Here is a 16,735-nt window from a genome sequence, read left to right on the forward strand (position 1 = left end):
CCTTCGGTCATCCGCGCACCGCGCGAACCGCGCGGGTCGGCGGGAGCGCCCGCGCCGGCCTGATCTCCCGTCACGCGGTGCCCGTGGCGGTGGTCAGTCCGTGATCAGCTCGGCCGGCGGGGTGCGCTGCTCGTCCACGGGCTCGGTGCGCTCCAGCTCACCCCACACGATGTAGCGGTGGCGGGAGGTGAACACCGGGGTGCAGGTGGTCAGGGTGATGTACTGGCCGGCCTCGGTGGCGCCGGACTCGGTGGGGATGTCCTCCAGGACGGCGGTGTTGTACCGGGAGGTCTCCGGGAGGATCGCGTAGGCCCGGTAGATGTACCAGGTGTTGCGGGTCTCGAAGACGATCGCGTCGCCTTCCTCGATCTTGTGGATGTTGTGGAACTTGGCGCCGTGGCCGTCCCGGTGGGCCGCCACCGAGAAGTTGCCCTCCTCGTCCCAGGGCATGGCGGACTCCACCGGCTCGTTGTAGTAGCCGGCCACGCCGCCGTTGAGGGTGTCGAGGTCGGTGCCCTCCAGAACCAGGATCTCGTCCTTGGTCATGGTGGGGACGTGCAGGAAGCCGATGCCGTCGGAGGGGTCGTACGCCACCGGGTCCTCGGGGTCGGCCTCCTCGCTCTCCCAGTGGTCGCGCACGGCGTCACTGGCGCGGGAGGCCTCCTGGTTGGCGACCACGTTGGTCCACCACAGCGAGTAGGCGACGAACAGGCCCAGCACGATGCCGCCGGTGATGAGCAGTTCGCCGAAGACGGAGATGGCGAGCGCGACGCGGCGCCGCGCGGCGCCGGGCTGCTTCCCGGGCGGTGCGGGGTCCGGCTCGGCGGCTATCTCTTCGGCGCCGGTGTCCGGTTCAGTCGACGAGGGCATCGGGTTTTCCTTCGCTGCGGGGACGCTCCTCGGTCAGCTGCCCCCAGACGATCATCCGGTAGGTGGAGGTGAACTCCGGTGTGCAGGTGGTGAGGGTGATGTAGCGGCCGGGTTCGGTGAAGCCGCCCTGGTCGGGCACGGCGTCGAGGACGCTGATGTTGGACGGGGAGGTGGAGTCGAGCCGGGAGGCCATCTCGTACACGTAGTACGTGGTCTCCGTCTCGATGACGATCGGGTCGCCCGGGTTGAGCTTGTTGATGAAGCGGAACGGCTCGCCGTGGGTGTTGCGGTGGCCGGCGAGGCCGAAGTTGCCCTCCTCGTCCCAGGGCATGGCAGTGGGCAGCTGGTCCTCGGCGGTGTAGTGGCCGACCATGCCCTTGTCGAGGACGGCCTTGGGGTCGACGCCCTCGGCGATGGGGGCGCGGACGTCGAGGGTGGGGAGGTAGATGATGGCGAAGCCCTCACCGGGGGAGAAGACCCCGGCCTCGCGGTCCTCGTCCTCCTCCTCGCGCTCGCCGTTCTCGGCGCGGTCCCACTGTTCCTGGAGCGAGTCGGCCTGGCCGTTGGCGTGCGCCCTGGCCTCGACGTTGGTCCACCACAGCTGGTAGACGACGAACAGCATGAGCAGCACGCCGGTGGTGATGAACAGTTCGCCGATCACATTGCTGATGGCGGTGCCGGTCTGCTTGGCGGCCTTGGCCGCTTTGCGGCGGGCGGCGCGGCCGCCGGTCTCCGGCGGGGCCTCGGGCGGTGCCGCGGGCCGTGGCTCGGGCGCCGGGGCGGCGCCGTGCCGGCCGGCGGCCCTGGCCGCCTTGCGGCGGGCGGCGCGGCCCTCGCCCGGCGGGGGTACGGGGGTGGAGCCGGCCGGGTCCCCGTCCGGTGGGACCGGCGGCAGCACGGTGGTGGCCGCCTCGTCCCCGCCGAGGCCGGCCGGGGGCCGCAGTCCCACGGTCTGCGGGTCGGCGGTGCCGCTGTCGTACGGGGACTGCTCGTACGGGGTGTCCTGGTACGGGGTCTCGTCGTACGGCTGCGGTGACCAGGACGGGTACGGCTCCTGGTAGGACTGCTGCTGCGGTGCTTCCTGGTGCGGCTGCGGGGACTGCTGGGGCTGCTGTGGTTGCTGGTGCGGCGGGTAGTAGGCGTCCTCCCCGGGGTACCAGGGGCCCCCCTCTCCCCCACGCCCGTCGGTCACGCCGCGGGCTCCTGCCGTCCGGCCCGCCCGACGACCGGGGCCAGCCCGTGCGAGCGCTCGACCGCGCCCGGATCGCCGCAGGCTGCCAGCCAGTTGGCGAGCATCCGGTGGCCGCCCTCGGTGAGCACCGACTCCGGGTGGAACTGCACGCCCTCCACCGGCAGGGTGCGGTGCCTGAGCCCCATGACGACGCCCCCGGTGTGGCCGGTGACCTCGAACTCCTGCGGCACGGTGCCCTCGGCGACCGCCAGCGAGTGGTAGCGGGTCACGGTCAGCGGGGAGGGCAGCCCCGCGAAGACGCCGGCGCCGCCGTGCTCGACCTCGGAGGTCTTGCCGTGCAGCAGCTCGGGCGCGCGCCCCACCACCCCGCCGTACGCGACCGCCATGGCCTGCAGCCCCAGGCACACCCCGAACACCGGGACGCCGGTGTCCGCGCAGTGCCGCACCATGTCGATGCACACGCCCGCCTGTTCGGGGGCGCCGGGCCCGGGGGAGAGCAGCACCCCGTCGTAGCGGTCGGCGGTGACGTCGGCGGGGCGTACGGCGTCGTTGCGCAGCACCTCGCACTCGGCGCCGAGCTGGTAGAGGTACTGGACGAGGTTGTAGACGAAGCTGTCGTAGTTGTCGACGACCAGAATGCGTGCGCTCATCAGCCGGCTGCCCCTTGTCCCTGCTCGCCGTTGATCGGCACGTCGTTGAACGGGAGGAGGGGTTCGGCCCAGGGAAAGACATAGCTGAACAGCAGATAGACGACCCCGAGGGCCAGCACCAGGGAGATCAGCGCGCGCACCAGCGTGTTGCCCGGCAGGTGCCGCCAGATCCAGCCGTACATGGCGTCGCTTCTCCTTCGTGTCCCGCTCCGCGCGGCGGCGCCGCGTGCCCCCAGCCTACGACGGGTGGCGGGTGCCCTTCAGAGGATCGGGATCATTCGGCCGGGCCGGCGAACTGCAGGGCGGTGGACCCGGTGTAGGCGGGCAGGGTCACGTCCGTGCCCTCCTCCACCTTCCAGCCCAGGCCGTAGGCGTCCACGTAGGCACGGTAGTTCTGGATGGTGGGGTCCTCGTCCAGGGCGGAGCGCAGCGTTTCGCGGTCGCCGACGGCGGTGACGGTGTAGGGCGGGGAGTAGAGCTGGCCCTGGAGGATGAGGGTGTTGCCGACGCAGCGCACGGCGCTGGTGGAGATGAGCCGCTGGTCCATGACCTGGATGCCCTCGGCGCCGCCGGCCCACAGGGCGTTGATGACGGCCTGGAGGTCCTGCTGGTGGATGACGAGGTCGTTGGGCAGCGGGTCGGGGAGCCCGGGGAGCAGCGGTACGGCGTCGGCGGGTGCGTCGGTGAGGGTGACGGTGAGGGCGTCGCCGGTGAGCTCGCTGAGCCCGGCGGCGTCCTCGACGCGGGCGAGGCGTTCGCTGCCGGCGGGGTCGGCCGGGTTCTCGCGCTTGGTGAGGGCGTCGACCTCGGCGCGCAGCTCGGCGGCGTCGGATTCCAGGCGGGCGTTGTCGCGGCCGCGCTCCCTGATGAGGTCGGACATCTGGAGCAGGGAGTCGTCGGTGCGGATGTTGCTGCCACCGGAGACGCTGAAGCTGACCCAGAAGAGGAGCCCGGCGAGTGCGAAGACGGCGATGGTGCCCAGTCGGGCGGGACGTATCCGGTTCACTCGCACCCCACTCCCACCCCTGGTCTCCTGTATTGGCCGTGGAAGCACTACGCTAGCTGACGATCCCACCGCTGTGCGCGCCCCAGCCGCCGCACGATCGACAGGAGAGTCCCTCGTGCCGAAGTCCCGGATCCGGAAGAAGAAGGACGATTCCTTCAAGGCCCCGGAGAAGAAGGAGACCACCAGGCTGGACATGGGCGGCCGCCGGTGGGTGGCGCCGCTGATGCTGGCGATGTTCGTCATCGGCCTGGCATGGATCGTGTTGTTCTACGTGACCCAGGGCGATCTGCCGGTGGGTGCGCTGGGCAACTGGAACATCGTTGTGGGCTTCGGCTTCATCGCCGTGGGGTTCGTCGTCTCGACGCAGTGGAAGTGACCGGGGCCACACCCTGAGTTATCCACACCGATCATCGGATGGGCTGTGGATAACTTGGGGCGAAGCTCCGGGTGCCACCTCCGGGACGCTGTGTGCCTACCCCGGTTGACCTGCGGAAACGTAGATGTGACGGAGGCGGTCACAGGTTGTGCACAGGCCTGATGCGGCCTGTGGATAAGTAGGATCAGCCCACGAGCTGCTGTGTGCGGATCACGCAGGCCACCACGATCACGGCCAGCACCACCGCACAGGTCGCGACCTGCACCGCCGTCCGGCGGGTGCGCGGCGCGTGCACCATGCCGTAGGCGATCGCCGCCCCGGCCACCAGGCCGCCGATGTGCGCCTGCCAGGCGATGCCCGACCAGGTGAACGTGATCAGCAGGTTGATCGCCAGCAGCACACCGATCGGCCGCATGTCGTACCGCATCCGCCGCATGAGCACGGCCGTCGCGCCGAACAGCCCGAAGATGGCCCCCGAGGCGCCCAGCGAGAGCTGATTCGGCGCCGCGAGCACGTACGACAGCGCCGAGCCGGCCAGCGCCGAGATCAGATACAGCGCGATGTACCGGAGCCGGCCGAGCGCCGCCTCCAGCTGCGGGCCCAGGAACCACAGCCCCAGCATGTTGAATCCGATGTGCCAGATCTCCTGGTGCAGGAAGGCCGAGGTCAGCATCCGGTACCACTGGCCGTCGGCGACACCGATGAAGTCCCAGCCGCCGCGCGAGGGGTCCCAGGCATGCCCGAGCATGCCCAGATCGGTGACCAGCCGGTCCCCGGCCGACAGCACCGCGATGAACACGGCGACGTTCAGCGCCAGGATGATCTTGGTGATCAGCCGGGTGTCCGCCACCAGCGAACCGCCGGCCAGCGTGCGCGGCGCACTGGCGCGCGAGGCCGCCGAGGCGCCCTGCACACAGGACGGGCACTGATAGCCGACCGAGGCCGAGATCATGCACTCCGGGCAGATGGGGCGCTCGCAGCGGGTGCAGCGGATACCGGTCTCGCGGTCCCTGTGGCGGTAGCAGACGGCCAGACCCGCGGGTGGCGGCTGCTGTCCCTGCTGCTCCGTCATGACGTCCCCTCGGCTCCCGGCACCATGGATAGGCCCCCCTGATCCTACGGACAGGGGGGCCTCAATGGTTCCCGAGGTACGGGTCCGGGCGCGAGTCCCGGATCAGCGGCTCTCGATGACCACGGACTCGATCACCACGTCGTTGACGGGGCGGTCGGTCCGCGGGTTGGTCTGGGTGGTCGCGATCGCGTCCACGACCTTCTTCGACTCGTCGTTGGTGACCTCGCCGAAGATGGTGTGCTTCCCGGTCAGCCAGGTGGTCGGCGAGACCGTGATGAAGAACTGCGAGCCGTTGGTGCCCGGGCCCGCGTTGGCCATCGCCAGCAGGTAGGGCTTGGTGAAGGCCAGGTCCGGGTGGATCTCGTCCTTGAACTTGTACCCCGGGCCGCCGGTGCCGTTGCCCAGGGGGTCGCCACCCTGGAGCATGAAGCCCTCGATCACCCGGTGGAAGACCGTGCCGTCGTACAGCTTGTCGGTGCTCTTGACACCGGTGGCGGGGTTGACCCACTCCCGGGTGCCCTGCGCCAGCTCGGTGAAGTTCTGCACCGTCTGCGGCGCGTGGTTCGGGAAGAGCTCCAGCTCGATGTCGCCGCGGTTCGTCTTCAGAGTGGCGTACAGCTTCTCAGCCACGATGTACCTTCCGTTTACGTCAGTGACGGTGAACGATCCTGCCATGCGGTGGCGACACACCCTGCGCCCGGATGCCCGTTTCGCGTGCTGAGACCTCCCCCAAGCGGCATGATTTCCACACAAGTGGAGAGCAGGTCTTGATCGCAGAAAAGCGGTATGGAGGAGGACGTATGACGCACAAGCAAGGGGTGCGGTCGGTACGCGAGCAGGCGGCCTGCTACGCGCGCGGCGCCGGCGCGTATCTGGCCCCACACGCCCAGCGCGCGGCCTGCGCCGCCCGGGACGGCATGCGGCAGGGGTTCAGCCAGGCGCGGCAGAACCTGCCCGAGGGCATGGACGCCGCCGCCGTACGCGCCGCAGAGCGGGCCCGGGTGGCCGCCATCCGCACCCGCGAGGTCGCCGGGCCACGGATCGAGGCGGCCATGGCGGCGGCCGGTCCGGCGAGCCACGAGGCCGCGGAACGGTCCACGGCGGCGCTGGCCGCGCTCCGCGGACAGGTGACCCCCCAGGAGATCCAGCAGGTCCTGCACCGCCGCCGCTGTGTGGCGCGGCGCCGGCGCAACCTGCGGCGGCTGGGCGTGGCCGGCGTGGTGGTCGGGGTGACGGTGATGGCCTGGCGGCTGTGGCAGAACCAGTCCAGCCCCGACTGGCTGATGGAGCCCACCCCGGCCACGGAGGCCGACGCGGCGGACTCCCCCCGGGACCCCGACGTCCTGGGCGAGGACAGCGCACCGCGCCCGTAGGCGGCCCGCGGTGGACCGCCGCCCGGTGGCGCCGGGGCGGTCCGGATACGGGTGAGGGCCCGGCAGCGTGTGCTGCCGGGCCCTCACCCGTGTGCTGCTCGACTCCGCGGTTCCGCGGGGATCAGCCGGTCGCGCCGCCGAACGGCCAGCCGCCACCGCCACCGTTGTCGTTCCCGCCGTCACCGCCGCCCGGGTCGCCGACCGCGCCGGGGTCATAGGTGTAGACGGTCACCTCGGTGTCCTTGTCCACCGTCTGGCCGGGCGCCGGGTTGGTGACGGTGACCACGGCCGTGTCGTTCTCCGGGCCCTCGACCTTCACCCGCAGCCCCAGACCCTCCAGCGTCTGCCGCGCCGAGCCGATCGGCTGGTTGGCCAGCTCGGGGATCTGCACCTGCTCCGGCGGCTGGTTCGGCGAGGGGATCGCCACCGTCAGGGTCACCGTGCCGGTGGGCGACTGCTGGCTGCCCGCGGTCGGCGACTGGCTGATCACGGTGTTCTCGTCACGCGAGTCATCCGTCTGGTTGACCCGGGTGACGGTGAAGCCCGCACCCTCCAGGGTGGCCTTCGCGCTGTCGAACGGCTGGCCCACCACATCCGGCACCGCGATGGTGTCCGGCTCGGTCGCCACCGTCAGCGTGATGGTCTCGTCCGGCTTCGCCTCCGCACCGCCCGACGGGTCCTGGGAGAGCACGGTGCCGGGCTCGACATCGGCGTTGACCTCGGTCTCCTGCTCGATGGAGGTGAAGCCGGCCGCCTCCAGCTCGGCGAAGGCGTCGTCGTACGACTTGTCCGTGACGTCCGGCACCTCGATGGCCGCCGGGCCCTCGGACATGATCACCGTGACCGTGTCACCGCGCTGGATGTCCGAGCCGGCCACCGGGTCGGTCTCGCAGATGGTGCCCTCGGCCTCCTCGCACGCCTTGCTGGCGCCCTCCTCCAGCTCGAAGCCGTTGGCTTGCTGCCCGGCCTCCTCCAGGGTGAGGCCGGTGAGGTTCGGCACCTTGATCGAGCTGGCCGGCGGGTCACCCGCGAACAGCGCCTTGCCGATGAAGATCGCGCCGATCAGCACCAGCACACCGGCCAGCACCAGCAGGATCGTGGAGGTGTTGCTCTTGCGCTGGCGCCGGTCGGCCCGCCCGTAGCCGTCGTCGTAGCCGCCGCCGTCGGCGGGCGGCATCATCGCGGTCTGCGGGTCGGTCGCCCGCAGCGCGGTCGTCGGCCGGTCGTCGTACCCGTACGCCGCGGCGCCCACCGGCATCGCGGCCGAGATCGGGCGGCCGTCGAGGGTGGCCTCGATGTCGGCGCGCATCTCGTCGGCGTTCTGGTATCGGTAGTCCGGGTCCTTCATCAGGGCCTTCAGCACGATGGCGTCGGTGTCCTGAGTGATCTCCGGGTCGAAGACGCTCGGCGGCTGCGGCTCCTCGCGCACATGCTGGTAGGCCACCGCGACCGGGGAGTCCCCGATGAACGGCGGCCGGACCGCGAGCAGCTCGTACAGCAGACAGCCCGTGGAGTACAGGTCGGAGCGGTTGTCGACCTGCTCGCCCTTGGCCTGCTCCGGGGAGAGGTACTGGGCGGTGCCGATCACCGCCGATGTCTGCGTCATGGTCATGCCGGAGTCGCCCATGGCCCGCGCGATGCCGAAGTCCATGACCTTGACCTGGCCGGACGTGGTGAGCATCACGTTCGCCGGCTTGATGTCCCGGTGCACGATCCCGTTGCGGTGCGAGTACTCCAGCGCCTGGAGGACGCCGATCGTCATCTCCAGCGCGCGCTCGGGCAGCAGCTTGCGCCCCGAGTGCAGCAGCTCACGCAGGGTGGAACCCTCCACGTACTCCATCACGATGTACGGGATGGAGATGCCCTCGACGTAGTCCTCGCCGGTGTCGTACACGGCGACGATCGCGGGATGGTTCAGCGAGGCCGCGGACTGGGCCTCGCGGCGGAAGCGGGCCTGGAACGTGGGGTCGCGGGCGAGGTCGGTGCGCAGGGTCTTGACGGCGACGGTCCGGCCCAGGCGCGTGTCATGGGCGAGATGCACCTCGGCCATGCCTCCGCGACCGAGCACGTGGCCCAGTTCGTACCGCCCGCCGAGGCGACGCGGCTCATCCATGATTCCTGCCCTCTCCGTTCGATCCCGGCCGCACCTGTGGTCGGCCCGGCTGGGGTCCCCCGCCCTCGGGCACGAGGGGTCCAAGCTCTGGCTTACGGTACCCGCCGCGAGCCGGGCGCCCGGCTCCCGGCCGCTCGCCGATACGCAACCGGTATCGCGTGCCGCCGGGAAGGGCCCAGTACGGGCCGGTCATGTGTATGACGTGTGACGGGTGGGCGCGGTTGTCACGGTGTGGTCAATTCTGGCCGGCCAGGACGGCTTCCATGACGTCCTTGGCGATGGGGGCGGCGAGCGCGTTGCCGCCGACCTCGTTCCGGTCCTGGGAGCCGTTCTCCACGACGACGGCGACCGCCACCGGGGAGCCGTTGTCCGTCATGGCGTAGGAGATGAACCACGCGTACGGGATGGCCTCGTTGTTCTCGCCGTGCTGCGCGGTACCGGTCTTGCCGCCGACCTTCACCCCGTCGATCTTGGCGTTGGAGGCGGTGCCCTCGTCGACCACGGACTCCATGGCGGACTGGAGCGCCTGGGCGTTCTCGGCGGACAGCGGCCGGGACATCTCCTCCGGCTCGGTCTGCTCGATCACATTCAGGTTCGGGGCGACCAGCTGGTCCACCATGTACGGCTGCATGAGCTTGCCGTCGTTGGCGATGGCGGCGGCGACCATGGCCATCTGGAGCGGGGTGGCGCGGTTGGACGCCTGGCCGATGCCGGCCATGGCGTTCTGCGGCCGGTTGTCCTCGGGGTACTGGCTGGCCTCGGCGCGGACCGGGGTGAAGACCTCTTCGTTGAAGCCGAAGGTCGCCGCGGTGTCCATCATCGCCTCGTTGCCCAGCTCGTCACTGATGCCGAGGAAGACGGTGTTGCAGGACCACATCAGGGCGGTGCGCAGCGAGGCGTCGGGGCAGTAACCGTCGATCAGGTTCCCGACCTCCTGCCCGTTGGTGTCGGGCAGCGGGAACGGGTCCGGGTAGTCGGTGTTCTCGTCCACGCCGTCGATCAGGCCGTTCTCCAGCGCCGCCGCCGCCGTGACCACCTTGAAGGTGGAGCCGGGCGGGTAGGTCTCGCGCAGTGCCCGGTTGAGCATCGGGTCGTCCGGGTTGTTCTCCTTCTGGAGCGCGCTCCACGCCTCGGTGTCGTCCGAGGAGTTCCCGGTGAAGGTGGAGGGGTCGTAGGAGGGAGTGGAGACCAGGGCGAGGATCTCGCCGGTGCGGGGGTCGATCGCGGCGACCGCGCCCTTCTTGTCGCCCAGGCCCTCGAAGGCGGCCCGCTGGGCGTCCTCGTTGAGGGTGGTGACGACGTTGCCGCCGGTGCGGTCCTTGCCGGTGAGCATGTCGATGGTGCGGTTGAAGAACAGCCGGTCGTCGTCGCCGGTGAGGATCGAGTCGTAGATGCCCTCGAGCAGGGTGGTGTTGAACAGCGAGGCGAAGCCGGTGACCGGCGCCCACATCTCGCCGTCCGTGTAGGTGCGCTTGTACGCGAAGTCGTTGTCCTCGGTCTCGACCGAGCCGGTGATGGAGTTGCCCTCGACGATGATGTCGCCGCGCGGGTGCGCGTACCGCTCGATCAGCACCCGCCGGTTGTTGGCGTCGGTCTGGAGCTCGTCGGCTTGGACGAACTGCACCCAGTTGACGCGGACCAGCAGGGCGAGGATGAGCAGGCCGCAGAAGACAGCGACGCGTCGCATTGGTTTGTTCATACTCGTACTACCTGAGTCTGTTCGACGTCCGTGTTGGGCGCGGGGGCGGGTGCGGGTCGTCGTGCAGTGTCGCTGATCCGAAGTAGGAGCGCGATCAAAGCCCAGTTCGCGATCACGGAGGAACCGCCCTGGGCGAGGAACGGCATGGTCATACCGGTGAGCGGGATGAGGCCGGTCACACCGCCGGCCACGACGAAGATCTGGATCGCGAAGACGCCGGAGAGGCCGACCGCGAGCAGCTTGCCGAACGGGTCACGGGCGGCGAGGGCGGTGCGCATGCCGCGCTGCACGAGCAGCCCGTACAGCAGGATGATCGCCATCAGGCCGACAAGACCGAGCTCCTCGCCGACGGTCGCCAGGATGTAGTCGGACTTGGTGGCGATGCCGCCGATGAGGCGGGAGTACCCCTGGCCGAGCCCGGAGCCGAAGAGTCCGCCGGAGCCGAAGGCGTACATGGACTGGGCGGTCTCGGTGACGCCGCCGTTGGCGCCCAGCGCCAGCGGGTCCAGCCAGTTGTTGACGCGTTCGCCCACGTGGGCGTTGACGGAGGCGACCGCCACCGCGCCGGAGACCGACAGCAGCAGACCGAAGATGATCCAGCTGGTGCGCTCGGTGGCGACGTACAGCATCACCACGAAGATCCCGAAGAACAGCAGGGACATGCCCAGGTCGGTCTCGAAGATGAGGATCATCAGGGAGACGGCCCAGATCGCCAGGATCGGGCCCAGGTCGCGCCCGCGCGGCAGGTAGACGCCGAGCACCCGGCGCGAGGCCAGCGCGAGGGCGTCGCGCTTGACCATCAGGTAGCCGGCGAAGAACACGGCGATGACGATCTTGGCGAACTCGCCGGGCTGCAGCGAGCCGACCCCGGGGATGGTGACCCAGATCCGGGCGCCGTTGACCTCGCCGAAGAACAGCGGGGAGATCAGCAGCACCAGCGCGACCACCATGGAGATGTAGGTGTAGCGCTGCAGGATGCGGTGGTCCTTGAGGAAGATCAGCACCCCGAGGAAGAGCGCCACCCCCAGCGCCGACCACATGAGCTGGTTCGGGGCCATCGGTCCGCCGAGCCGGGCGGTGGTGATGGTCGGCTCCAGGTCCAGACGCCAGATCAGCACCAGGCCCATGCCGTTGAGCAGGGTGGCGATCGGCAGCATGAGCGGATCGGCGTACGGCGCCCAGCGCCGGACCACCAGATGCGCGACGGCGGCCATCAGGCCCAGGCCCAGGCCGTAGCCGAGGGTGCCGGTCGGGACGGTGCCGTCCTTGGCCAGGCCCACGTTGACGTAGGCCAGCACGGGGATGAGCACGGCGAACACGAGCATCGCCAGCTCGGTGTTCCGGCGGCTCGGCAGCCCTCCGGTGGAGACGGTGGTGTTGCTGGTGCTCATCGCTTCAGGTCTCTGGGTCGCGCCAGGCCGTACGGCCCGGGAGAGGGCCGGTACGGGCCGCGCTCACGCGGGACGCCTGCTAAGGGGCGCACTGCCGCGAGAGCTGCTGCTGGCGTTCGGTGAGGGTCGGGATCTCGGGTGCGGCGGCTTCGTCGCCCCCGCTGGGCGGATCGGTGGCTTCGGCATCCTCCGGAGTGTCCGGGGCGTCCGGGGTGGGGCTGTTGCCGTCGTTCTTGGCGTCCTGCTTGTCCTGCTCGGCCTGCTCAAGGGCCTCGCGATAGTCGGCGAGCGCCTGGCAGGCGTCCGCCTGCTCACCCAGCTCGGTGATGCGGGTCTGCGCCTCGGCGAGATCGTTGACGGAGATGGAGCCCTCGACCTGGCTGCGCTGGTAGTCGGGGAGCATCTCCAGGGTGATCTCGGGATGGTCCTCCTTGACGCTGGACAGGCTGAGCGGGCCCAGGTCCTGGCTGACGCCCTGGAAGAGCGCGACGTGATCGCCGTTGGCGCCGACGTAGTACTGGTTCTGCGTCCAGCGGTAGCCGGTGTACAGGCCGGCGCCGGCGACGGCGAGGGCCAGGACGGACAGGGTGATGGTGCGCCAGGGGCGGCGCCGGGGCCGCTGCGGTACGTACTCCTCGTCGGTGAACGCGCCGAAGGTGCCGGGCGGTACCGAGCCCTCCGCCGCGCCGGCCGGGGCGCCGGGCTGGGCGCGGCCCAGTTCGGCGGCGCGCGAGGCGGGGGTGGCCGGGGCGTCGCCGCCGGTCTGCGCCTGGGTCTCGGCGACCGCGCCGACGATCTGCGGGGCGTCGTACATCTGCTGGGCGAGGGTGTCCCCGACCTGGGTGTCGACGTCGAGGACGTCGGCCACGATGCAGGTGATGTTGTCGGGGCCGCCGCCGCGCAGGGCCAGCTCGATCAGATCGCGGACGGTGTCCTGCGGGGGCAGGAAGGTGCCGAGGGTGTCCTGGAGGGTGTCGTGGCTGACGACACCGGACAGGCCGTCGGAGCAGACCATGTAGCGGTCGCCGGCCCGCACCTCCCGGATGGAGAGGTCGGCCTCGATGTGGTCGGCGCTGCCCAGGGCCCGCATCAGCAGTGAGCGCTGCGGGTGGGTGGTGGCCTCTTCCTCGGTGATGCGGCCCTCGTCGACCAGGCGCTGCACCCAGGTGTGGTCCTGGGTGATCTGCGTCAGCTCGCCGCCGCGCAGCAGGTAGGCGCGGGAGTCGCCGACGTGGACGACGCCGAGCCGCTGGCCGGTCCACAGCAGGGCGGTGAGCGTGGTGCCCATGCCGTCGAGGCGGGAGTCCTCCTCGACCATCGCGCGCAGCCGGTCGTTGGCGCCCTGGACGGAGGCGTCGAGGGAGGTGAGGATGTCGGAGCCCGGGATGTCGTCGTCGAGCTGGACGAGGGTGGAGATCACTTCGGAGGAGGCGACCTCGCCGGCCGCCTGGCCGCCCATGCCGTCCGCGATGGCCAGCAGCCGGGGCCCGGCGTAGCCGGAGTCCTCGTTGTGGTCACGGATCATGCCGACGTGCGATCCGGCGGCGAATCTCAAGGACAGTGTCATGCTCACCTCACCCGCCTGTTCCGGGGCTCCGAACACGCTGCCCGCCCTCCGGTCATCCCGGTCCTCATGGTGGCCGTCCCTACTTCCGCAGCTCGATGACCGTCTTGCCGATCCGGATCGGCGCTCCGGGCGGGATCGGTACCGGGGTGGTCAGCCGGCCGCGCTCGAGGTAGGTGCCATTGGTCGATCCGAGGTCCTCGACGATCCACTGGCCGTCGCGGTCGGGGTAGATCCTCGCGTGCCGCCCCGAGGCATAGTCGTCGTCCAGCACGATCGTCGAGTCATGTGCCCGGCCGAGCGTAATGGTCTGCCCCTGGAGGGCGACAGTGGTTCCGGTGAGGGAACCCTCGGTGATCACCAGCTTCGTCGGGGCACCGCGCCGCTGCCGGCCGCCGCGAGCGGGCTTGGCCTGCTGCGGCGACTGCTGCTGCCGGCTGCGCGGCTGCATCGGGGCGGCGCTCTGGCGGGCGGCGCCGCGCTGGGTGACCCGCGTACCGAACAGGTCGCTGCGGATCACCTGTACGGCGACGATCACGAACAGCCACAGAACGGCCAGGAAACCCAGCCTCATGACCGTCAGGGTCAGCTCTGACATTGCCCCCGCTTCACCCTTCGGCTTGCCGGTAAATGACGGTGGTGCTGCCCACGACGACGCGTGAGCCGTCGCGGAGCGTAGCGCGTTTGGTGTGCTGCCCGTCGACCACGATGCCGTTGGTGGAACCCAGGTCCCGGATTGTGGCCGGTTCTGTGGCCTGGATCTCGCAGTGCCTGCGGGAGACACCGGGATCGTCGATCCGGACGTCGGCCTCGGTGCTGCGACCGAGGACGAGCGTGGGGCGGGAGATCTGGTGCCGGGTGCCGTTGATCTCCACCCAGCGGCGCACGGTGCCCCGGACACCGGGGGCGGCACCGGGCGGCGGCCCGGCGGGCACCGGGGGCGCGCCCGCCGGCATCCGGGGCGCGCCGGGCGGCGGTGCCATGGGGGCGGAGCCGCCGAAGGTCGGGGCGCCCGGGCCCTGCGCACTGCTGCTGGAGGCCAGCGTGCGGCTGCGGACCCGGTAGAGACCGGTGTCCAGGGTGGGCGACTTCTCCAGGTTGACCTTGATCTCGCCCATGAAGGTGTAGCGCTGCTGCTTGGCGTACTCGCGGACCATTCCGGCCAGTTCGTCGCCGAGCTGCCCGGAGTAGGGGGCGAGCCGGTCGTAGTCGCCGCCGCTCAGTTCGACGATGAAGTCGTTGGGGACGACGGTGCGGTCACGGTTCCAGATGGTGGCGTTGTTGTCGCACTCGCGCTGGAGAGCGCCGGCGATCTCCACCGGCTGCACCTCGGACTTGAAGACCTTGGCGAAGGTGCCGTTGACGAGACCTTCGAGGCGCTGCTCGAAACGCTTCAAGACTCCCATGACGCACCTCCTTCCGGTGTCCCGACAGCCTGCGGTTCGGCGCGGTCATGCTTACTGATCGTATCCACGCGCGAGACGATCAGGTGGTTCCCGGGGTGGCCCCGGACGGTGCCCGCACCCACGCCGCTGCTCCCCCCGGGATCGTAAAGGGGAGCAGAGAACAGTGTCCCGCATGCGCGAAGGTTCTGCGGAGGGATGGGGAGGGTTTACGGCCGTGGGCCGGGGTCGCGGGGGTGCGGAACGGGGGCGTGGATCACCGAGGTGAGAGCGGTGCCCGGTGCGTGCTAATCTTCTGTTCGTCGCCAGGGACCACGGTCCCGACGCAGAACAAGGCGGCAACACCCAATGCGCGGGTGGCGGAATAGGCAGACGCGCTGGATTCAGGTTCCAGTGCCCGAAAGGGCGTGGGGGTTCAACTCCCCCCTCGCGCACCAGTCGGAGCGGCCGGCATCGTCAACACGATGCCGGCCGCTCCGCTTTTGGCTGCGCTCCGTGATCGGCTCCCGCGTCGGAGGGGGACGGCCGGACCGAGGAATGCTGCGGTGTGATTTACACCACGGAGCTTTCCGGCGGGTTGCCGGTGGCGGTCCGCCAGCGGTCCGCCGGCCGACACCGATGCCGACGGGGTGCCGACGGGGCGCCGACGGGGCGCCGACGGTGGGCCGGGGAACGTTCGTCCCGGAGAGAGGGCCGCGTCCCGCGCATCCGCATGGTGCCGCCGCGTACCGCGCACCGGTGTTCACCCGCACGGGGTCAGGCGGCTCCCGGCCCGTCCTCCTCCTCCTCCTCCTCCGGCGCCGCCGGCGCGGGTGGGGCGGCGGGGCAGCGCTCCGGCGGCTCCACGGAGACCGGGTCCTGCGCGAACACCAGCCGGGCCGCGTCCTGCCCGGGGACGAAGCGCACCAGCGCCTCCCCGTCGGGGCCCTGATGCTGCGCGGTGATGCGCTCCTTGATGCCGGCGTCGAACGCGGTCAGCGGATTCCAGAACATGTGCGCCCCGTGCATGACGGCCATGTCCAGTTTCTTCATGTGGCCGATGACGTCCGCCTCTTCGAAATCGGCGACGCGCTCGCTGTCGGTACGCGTGATGTCGAACACGTCGTGGTCGCCGGTGTAGGGCTGCGGCACACCGTTCATGTCCCACCCGTACACCACACCGCCCGTCACGAGGAGCCTTCCCTCGTCCTGGTACCGGGCCATCGTTTCCGCCAGTTCGTGGTGTTCCTCCAGCCTGCGGTCGTAGCGGTCGCGCAGGCCCTGATCGGCTCCCTCGGGCAGGACCGGGACGAAGAAGCCGACCTTGCCCACGTCCAGGTCCGTGATTCCCTCGGCCGCGCCGAGCAGGACGTCGCGGTGGTTGATGGTCTTCGCCTTGATGTGTTCGGGCTTGGGCAGCGCCCCCGCCTTGAGGAGGGGCACCGCGTCGGGATTGGTCGGCCGTACGTCGAAGACGAACACGCGCTCGGCGGAGACCTGGTGGAATTTCTCCTGGTTGGATTCCGGAATTCCCTGGTCCGTCTCGACCGTGCCGGCCGCGACCTCCCGGCCGCAGAACACCGCCGCCCGCTGTTCGGTGGCGTGTCCGACCGCTCCTCCCGACCAGGGGAGGACCGGGAAGAGCGCCGCTGTGAAGGCGACGGCGCACAGGCTCCGCCTGCGTGACCGCGTCCATTTCGTGTTCATGTCTGCCTCGCTCGCGTGGGGGAGCACGGGAGGGTCCCGGCGGCGCGATCCTGCCCCGGAAAAGGGGCCCGGCCACCCCGACCCCCTCCCGGCGAGGCCGAATCACCGGAACGGCCGCGCGGTCCGGTGCGGTGGTCTGCTGAGAGGATCACCGGATGGACATCCCGGCCCGGCGGGAACGGCTCAGGCTGTTCCGCGTACGGCGATGGTGTGGGAAACGACGCTTCTCCGCGCCGCCCGGCGCACCATTCCTGATTCCTGATGGTATGTAAATCCTAGGGTCGCTTCGTGCGTTCAACGCCGTGTGTTTTACGTGCTTTCCCTTTTGTTTTCTGTCATG

General features: G+C 70.3%; 16 protein-coding genes and 1 tRNA gene. 3 read left to right on the plus strand and 14 right to left on the minus strand.

Going from position 1 to position 16,735, the window contains the following annotated elements:
- Positions 1 to 93 precede the first annotated feature (93 nt).
- The 5 genes from ACTFAP_RS14330 to ACTFAP_RS14350 all read right to left on the minus strand — a co-directional run bounded on the left by ACTFAP_RS14330 (position 94) and on the right by ACTFAP_RS14350 (position 3,724).
- Positions 94 to 870, minus strand: coding sequence for a class E sortase (locus ACTFAP_RS14330; RefSeq protein WP_500469352.1), 777 nt, complete (start codon positions 868 to 870; stop codon positions 94 to 96).
- Entirely contained in the window at positions 854 to 2,062 is a 1,209-nt protein-coding gene (locus tag ACTFAP_RS14335) for a class E sortase (RefSeq protein ID WP_500469354.1), read from the minus strand. Before ACTFAP_RS14335 ends, ACTFAP_RS14330 begins: the two co-directional genes overlap by 17 nt.
- Entirely contained in the window at positions 2,059 to 2,712 is a 654-nt protein-coding gene (locus ACTFAP_RS14340) for an aminodeoxychorismate/anthranilate synthase component II (RefSeq protein ID WP_495684840.1), read from the minus strand. Before ACTFAP_RS14340 ends, ACTFAP_RS14335 begins: the two co-directional genes overlap by 4 nt.
- On the minus strand, positions 2,712 to 2,894 hold the full coding sequence (locus ACTFAP_RS14345; RefSeq protein ID WP_030732646.1) for a hypothetical protein: 183 nt from the start codon (positions 2,892 to 2,894) through the stop codon (positions 2,712 to 2,714). The genes ACTFAP_RS14340 and ACTFAP_RS14345 overlap by 1 nt, the downstream gene beginning before the upstream one ends.
- Positions 2,895 to 2,986: 92 nt before the next feature.
- Complete coding sequence (locus ACTFAP_RS14350; RefSeq protein WP_390115662.1) at positions 2,987 to 3,724, minus strand: DUF881 domain-containing protein; 738 nt, start codon at positions 3,722 to 3,724, stop codon at positions 2,987 to 2,989.
- 109 nt (positions 3,725 to 3,833) lie between these two features.
- Between ACTFAP_RS14350 and crgA the strand changes: the two genes are divergently transcribed.
- Entirely contained in the window at positions 3,834 to 4,094 is a 261-nt protein-coding gene (gene crgA / locus ACTFAP_RS14355; RefSeq protein WP_030732651.1) for a cell division protein CrgA, read from the plus strand.
- A 184-nt stretch (positions 4,095 to 4,278) separates the two neighbouring features.
- Here the strand turns inward: crgA and ACTFAP_RS14360 are convergent, their stop codons facing one another.
- Both ACTFAP_RS14360 and ACTFAP_RS14365 read right to left on the minus strand, forming a co-directional pair.
- The gene (locus ACTFAP_RS14360) at positions 4,279 to 5,166 is read right to left on the minus strand and encodes a rhomboid family intramembrane serine protease (RefSeq protein WP_500469357.1); all 888 of its coding nucleotides are present in this window, start codon (positions 5,164 to 5,166) and stop codon (positions 4,279 to 4,281) included.
- A 102-nt stretch (positions 5,167 to 5,268) separates the two neighbouring features.
- Positions 5,269 to 5,796 carry a peptidylprolyl isomerase gene (locus tag ACTFAP_RS14365; protein WP_030732659.1) on the minus strand — a complete coding sequence of 176 codons (528 nt, stop codon included), beginning with the start codon at positions 5,794 to 5,796 and terminating at the stop codon, positions 5,269 to 5,271.
- A 170-nt stretch (positions 5,797 to 5,966) separates the two neighbouring features.
- Between ACTFAP_RS14365 and ACTFAP_RS14370 the strand changes: the two genes are divergently transcribed.
- Positions 5,967 to 6,539, plus strand: a complete 573-nt coding sequence (locus ACTFAP_RS14370) for a DUF5324 family protein (protein ID WP_390115668.1) — start codon at positions 5,967 to 5,969, stop codon at positions 6,537 to 6,539.
- A 121-nt stretch (positions 6,540 to 6,660) separates the two neighbouring features.
- Here ACTFAP_RS14370 and pknB read toward each other — a convergent pair whose 3' ends face one another.
- From pknB to ACTFAP_RS14400, 6 genes are all read right to left on the minus strand, one after another.
- Positions 6,661 to 8,652 carry a Stk1 family PASTA domain-containing Ser/Thr kinase gene (gene pknB / locus ACTFAP_RS14375; RefSeq protein ID WP_500469359.1) on the minus strand — a complete coding sequence of 664 codons (1,992 nt, stop codon included), beginning with the start codon at positions 8,650 to 8,652 and terminating at the stop codon, positions 6,661 to 6,663.
- A gap of 235 nt (positions 8,653 to 8,887) precedes the next feature.
- Entirely contained in the window at positions 8,888 to 10,351 is a 1,464-nt protein-coding gene (locus tag ACTFAP_RS14380; protein ID WP_500469360.1) for a peptidoglycan D,D-transpeptidase FtsI family protein, read from the minus strand.
- Positions 10,348 to 11,742 carry an FtsW/RodA/SpoVE family cell cycle protein gene (locus tag ACTFAP_RS14385; RefSeq protein ID WP_390115674.1) on the minus strand — a complete coding sequence of 465 codons (1,395 nt, stop codon included), beginning with the start codon at positions 11,740 to 11,742 and terminating at the stop codon, positions 10,348 to 10,350. The genes ACTFAP_RS14380 and ACTFAP_RS14385 overlap by 4 nt, the downstream gene beginning before the upstream one ends.
- Positions 11,743 to 11,821: 79 nt before the next feature.
- On the minus strand, positions 11,822 to 13,309 hold the full coding sequence (locus ACTFAP_RS14390) for a PP2C family protein-serine/threonine phosphatase (RefSeq protein WP_500469362.1): 1,488 nt from the start codon (positions 13,307 to 13,309) through the stop codon (positions 11,822 to 11,824).
- A 79-nt stretch (positions 13,310 to 13,388) separates the two neighbouring features.
- Entirely contained in the window at positions 13,389 to 13,904 is a 516-nt protein-coding gene (locus tag ACTFAP_RS14395; RefSeq protein WP_390115678.1) for an FHA domain-containing protein FhaB/FipA, read from the minus strand.
- A gap of 10 nt (positions 13,905 to 13,914) precedes the next feature.
- A complete protein-coding gene (locus ACTFAP_RS14400; protein ID WP_400011584.1) occupies positions 13,915 to 14,712 on the minus strand; it encodes an FHA domain-containing protein in 798 nt (265 codons plus the stop codon).
- Positions 14,713 to 15,059: 347 nt separating this feature from the next.
- On the opposite strand from ACTFAP_RS14400, the gene ACTFAP_RS14405 reads away from it, so the two are divergent.
- Positions 15,060 to 15,146, plus strand: a tRNA-Leu gene (locus ACTFAP_RS14405).
- Positions 15,147 to 15,465: 319 nt separating this feature from the next.
- Here ACTFAP_RS14405 and ACTFAP_RS14410 read toward each other — a convergent pair.
- Entirely contained in the window at positions 15,466 to 16,395 is a 930-nt protein-coding gene (locus ACTFAP_RS14410) for a hypothetical protein (RefSeq protein ID WP_500469365.1), read from the minus strand.
- Positions 16,396 to 16,735 lie beyond the last annotated feature (340 nt).

The sequence above is a fragment of the Streptomyces sp. PH9007 genome, from assembly GCF_059813725.1.

What these genes read in the sequence shown, in the direction of transcription:
- ACTFAP_RS14330 (WP_500469352.1), bottom strand. Translation starts at nt 870, where the DNA reads ATGCCCTCGTCGACTGAACCGGACACCGGCGCCGAAGAGATAGCCGCC.
- ACTFAP_RS14340 (WP_495684840.1), bottom strand. Translation starts at nt 2,712, where the DNA reads ATGAGCGCACGCATTCTGGTCGTCGACAACTACGACAGCTTCGTCTAC.
- ACTFAP_RS14345 (WP_030732646.1), bottom strand. Translation starts at nt 2,894, where the DNA reads ATGTACGGCTGGATCTGGCGGCACCTGCCGGGCAACACGCTGGTGCGC.
- ACTFAP_RS14360 (WP_500469357.1), bottom strand. Translation starts at nt 5,166, where the DNA reads ATGACGGAGCAGCAGGGACAGCAGCCGCCACCCGCGGGTCTGGCCGTC.
- ACTFAP_RS14370 (WP_390115668.1), top strand. Translation starts at nt 5,967, where the DNA reads ATGACGCACAAGCAAGGGGTGCGGTCGGTACGCGAGCAGGCGGCCTGC.
- pknB (WP_500469359.1), bottom strand. Translation starts at nt 8,652, where the DNA reads ATGGATGAGCCGCGTCGCCTCGGCGGGCGGTACGAACTGGGCCACGTG.
- ACTFAP_RS14380 (WP_500469360.1), bottom strand. Translation starts at nt 10,351, where the DNA reads ATGAACAAACCAATGCGACGCGTCGCTGTCTTCTGCGGCCTGCTCATC.
- ACTFAP_RS14385 (WP_390115674.1), bottom strand. Translation starts at nt 11,742, where the DNA reads ATGAGCACCAGCAACACCACCGTCTCCACCGGAGGGCTGCCGAGCCGC.
- ACTFAP_RS14390 (WP_500469362.1), bottom strand. Translation starts at nt 13,309, where the DNA reads ATGACACTGTCCTTGAGATTCGCCGCCGGATCGCACGTCGGCATGATC.
- ACTFAP_RS14395 (WP_390115678.1), bottom strand. Translation starts at nt 13,904, where the DNA reads ATGTCAGAGCTGACCCTGACGGTCATGAGGCTGGGTTTCCTGGCCGTT.
- ACTFAP_RS14400 (WP_400011584.1), bottom strand. Translation starts at nt 14,712, where the DNA reads ATGGGAGTCTTGAAGCGTTTCGAGCAGCGCCTCGAAGGTCTCGTCAAC.
- ACTFAP_RS14410 (WP_500469365.1), bottom strand. Translation starts at nt 16,395, where the DNA reads ATGAACACGAAATGGACGCGGTCACGCAGGCGGAGCCTGTGCGCCGTC.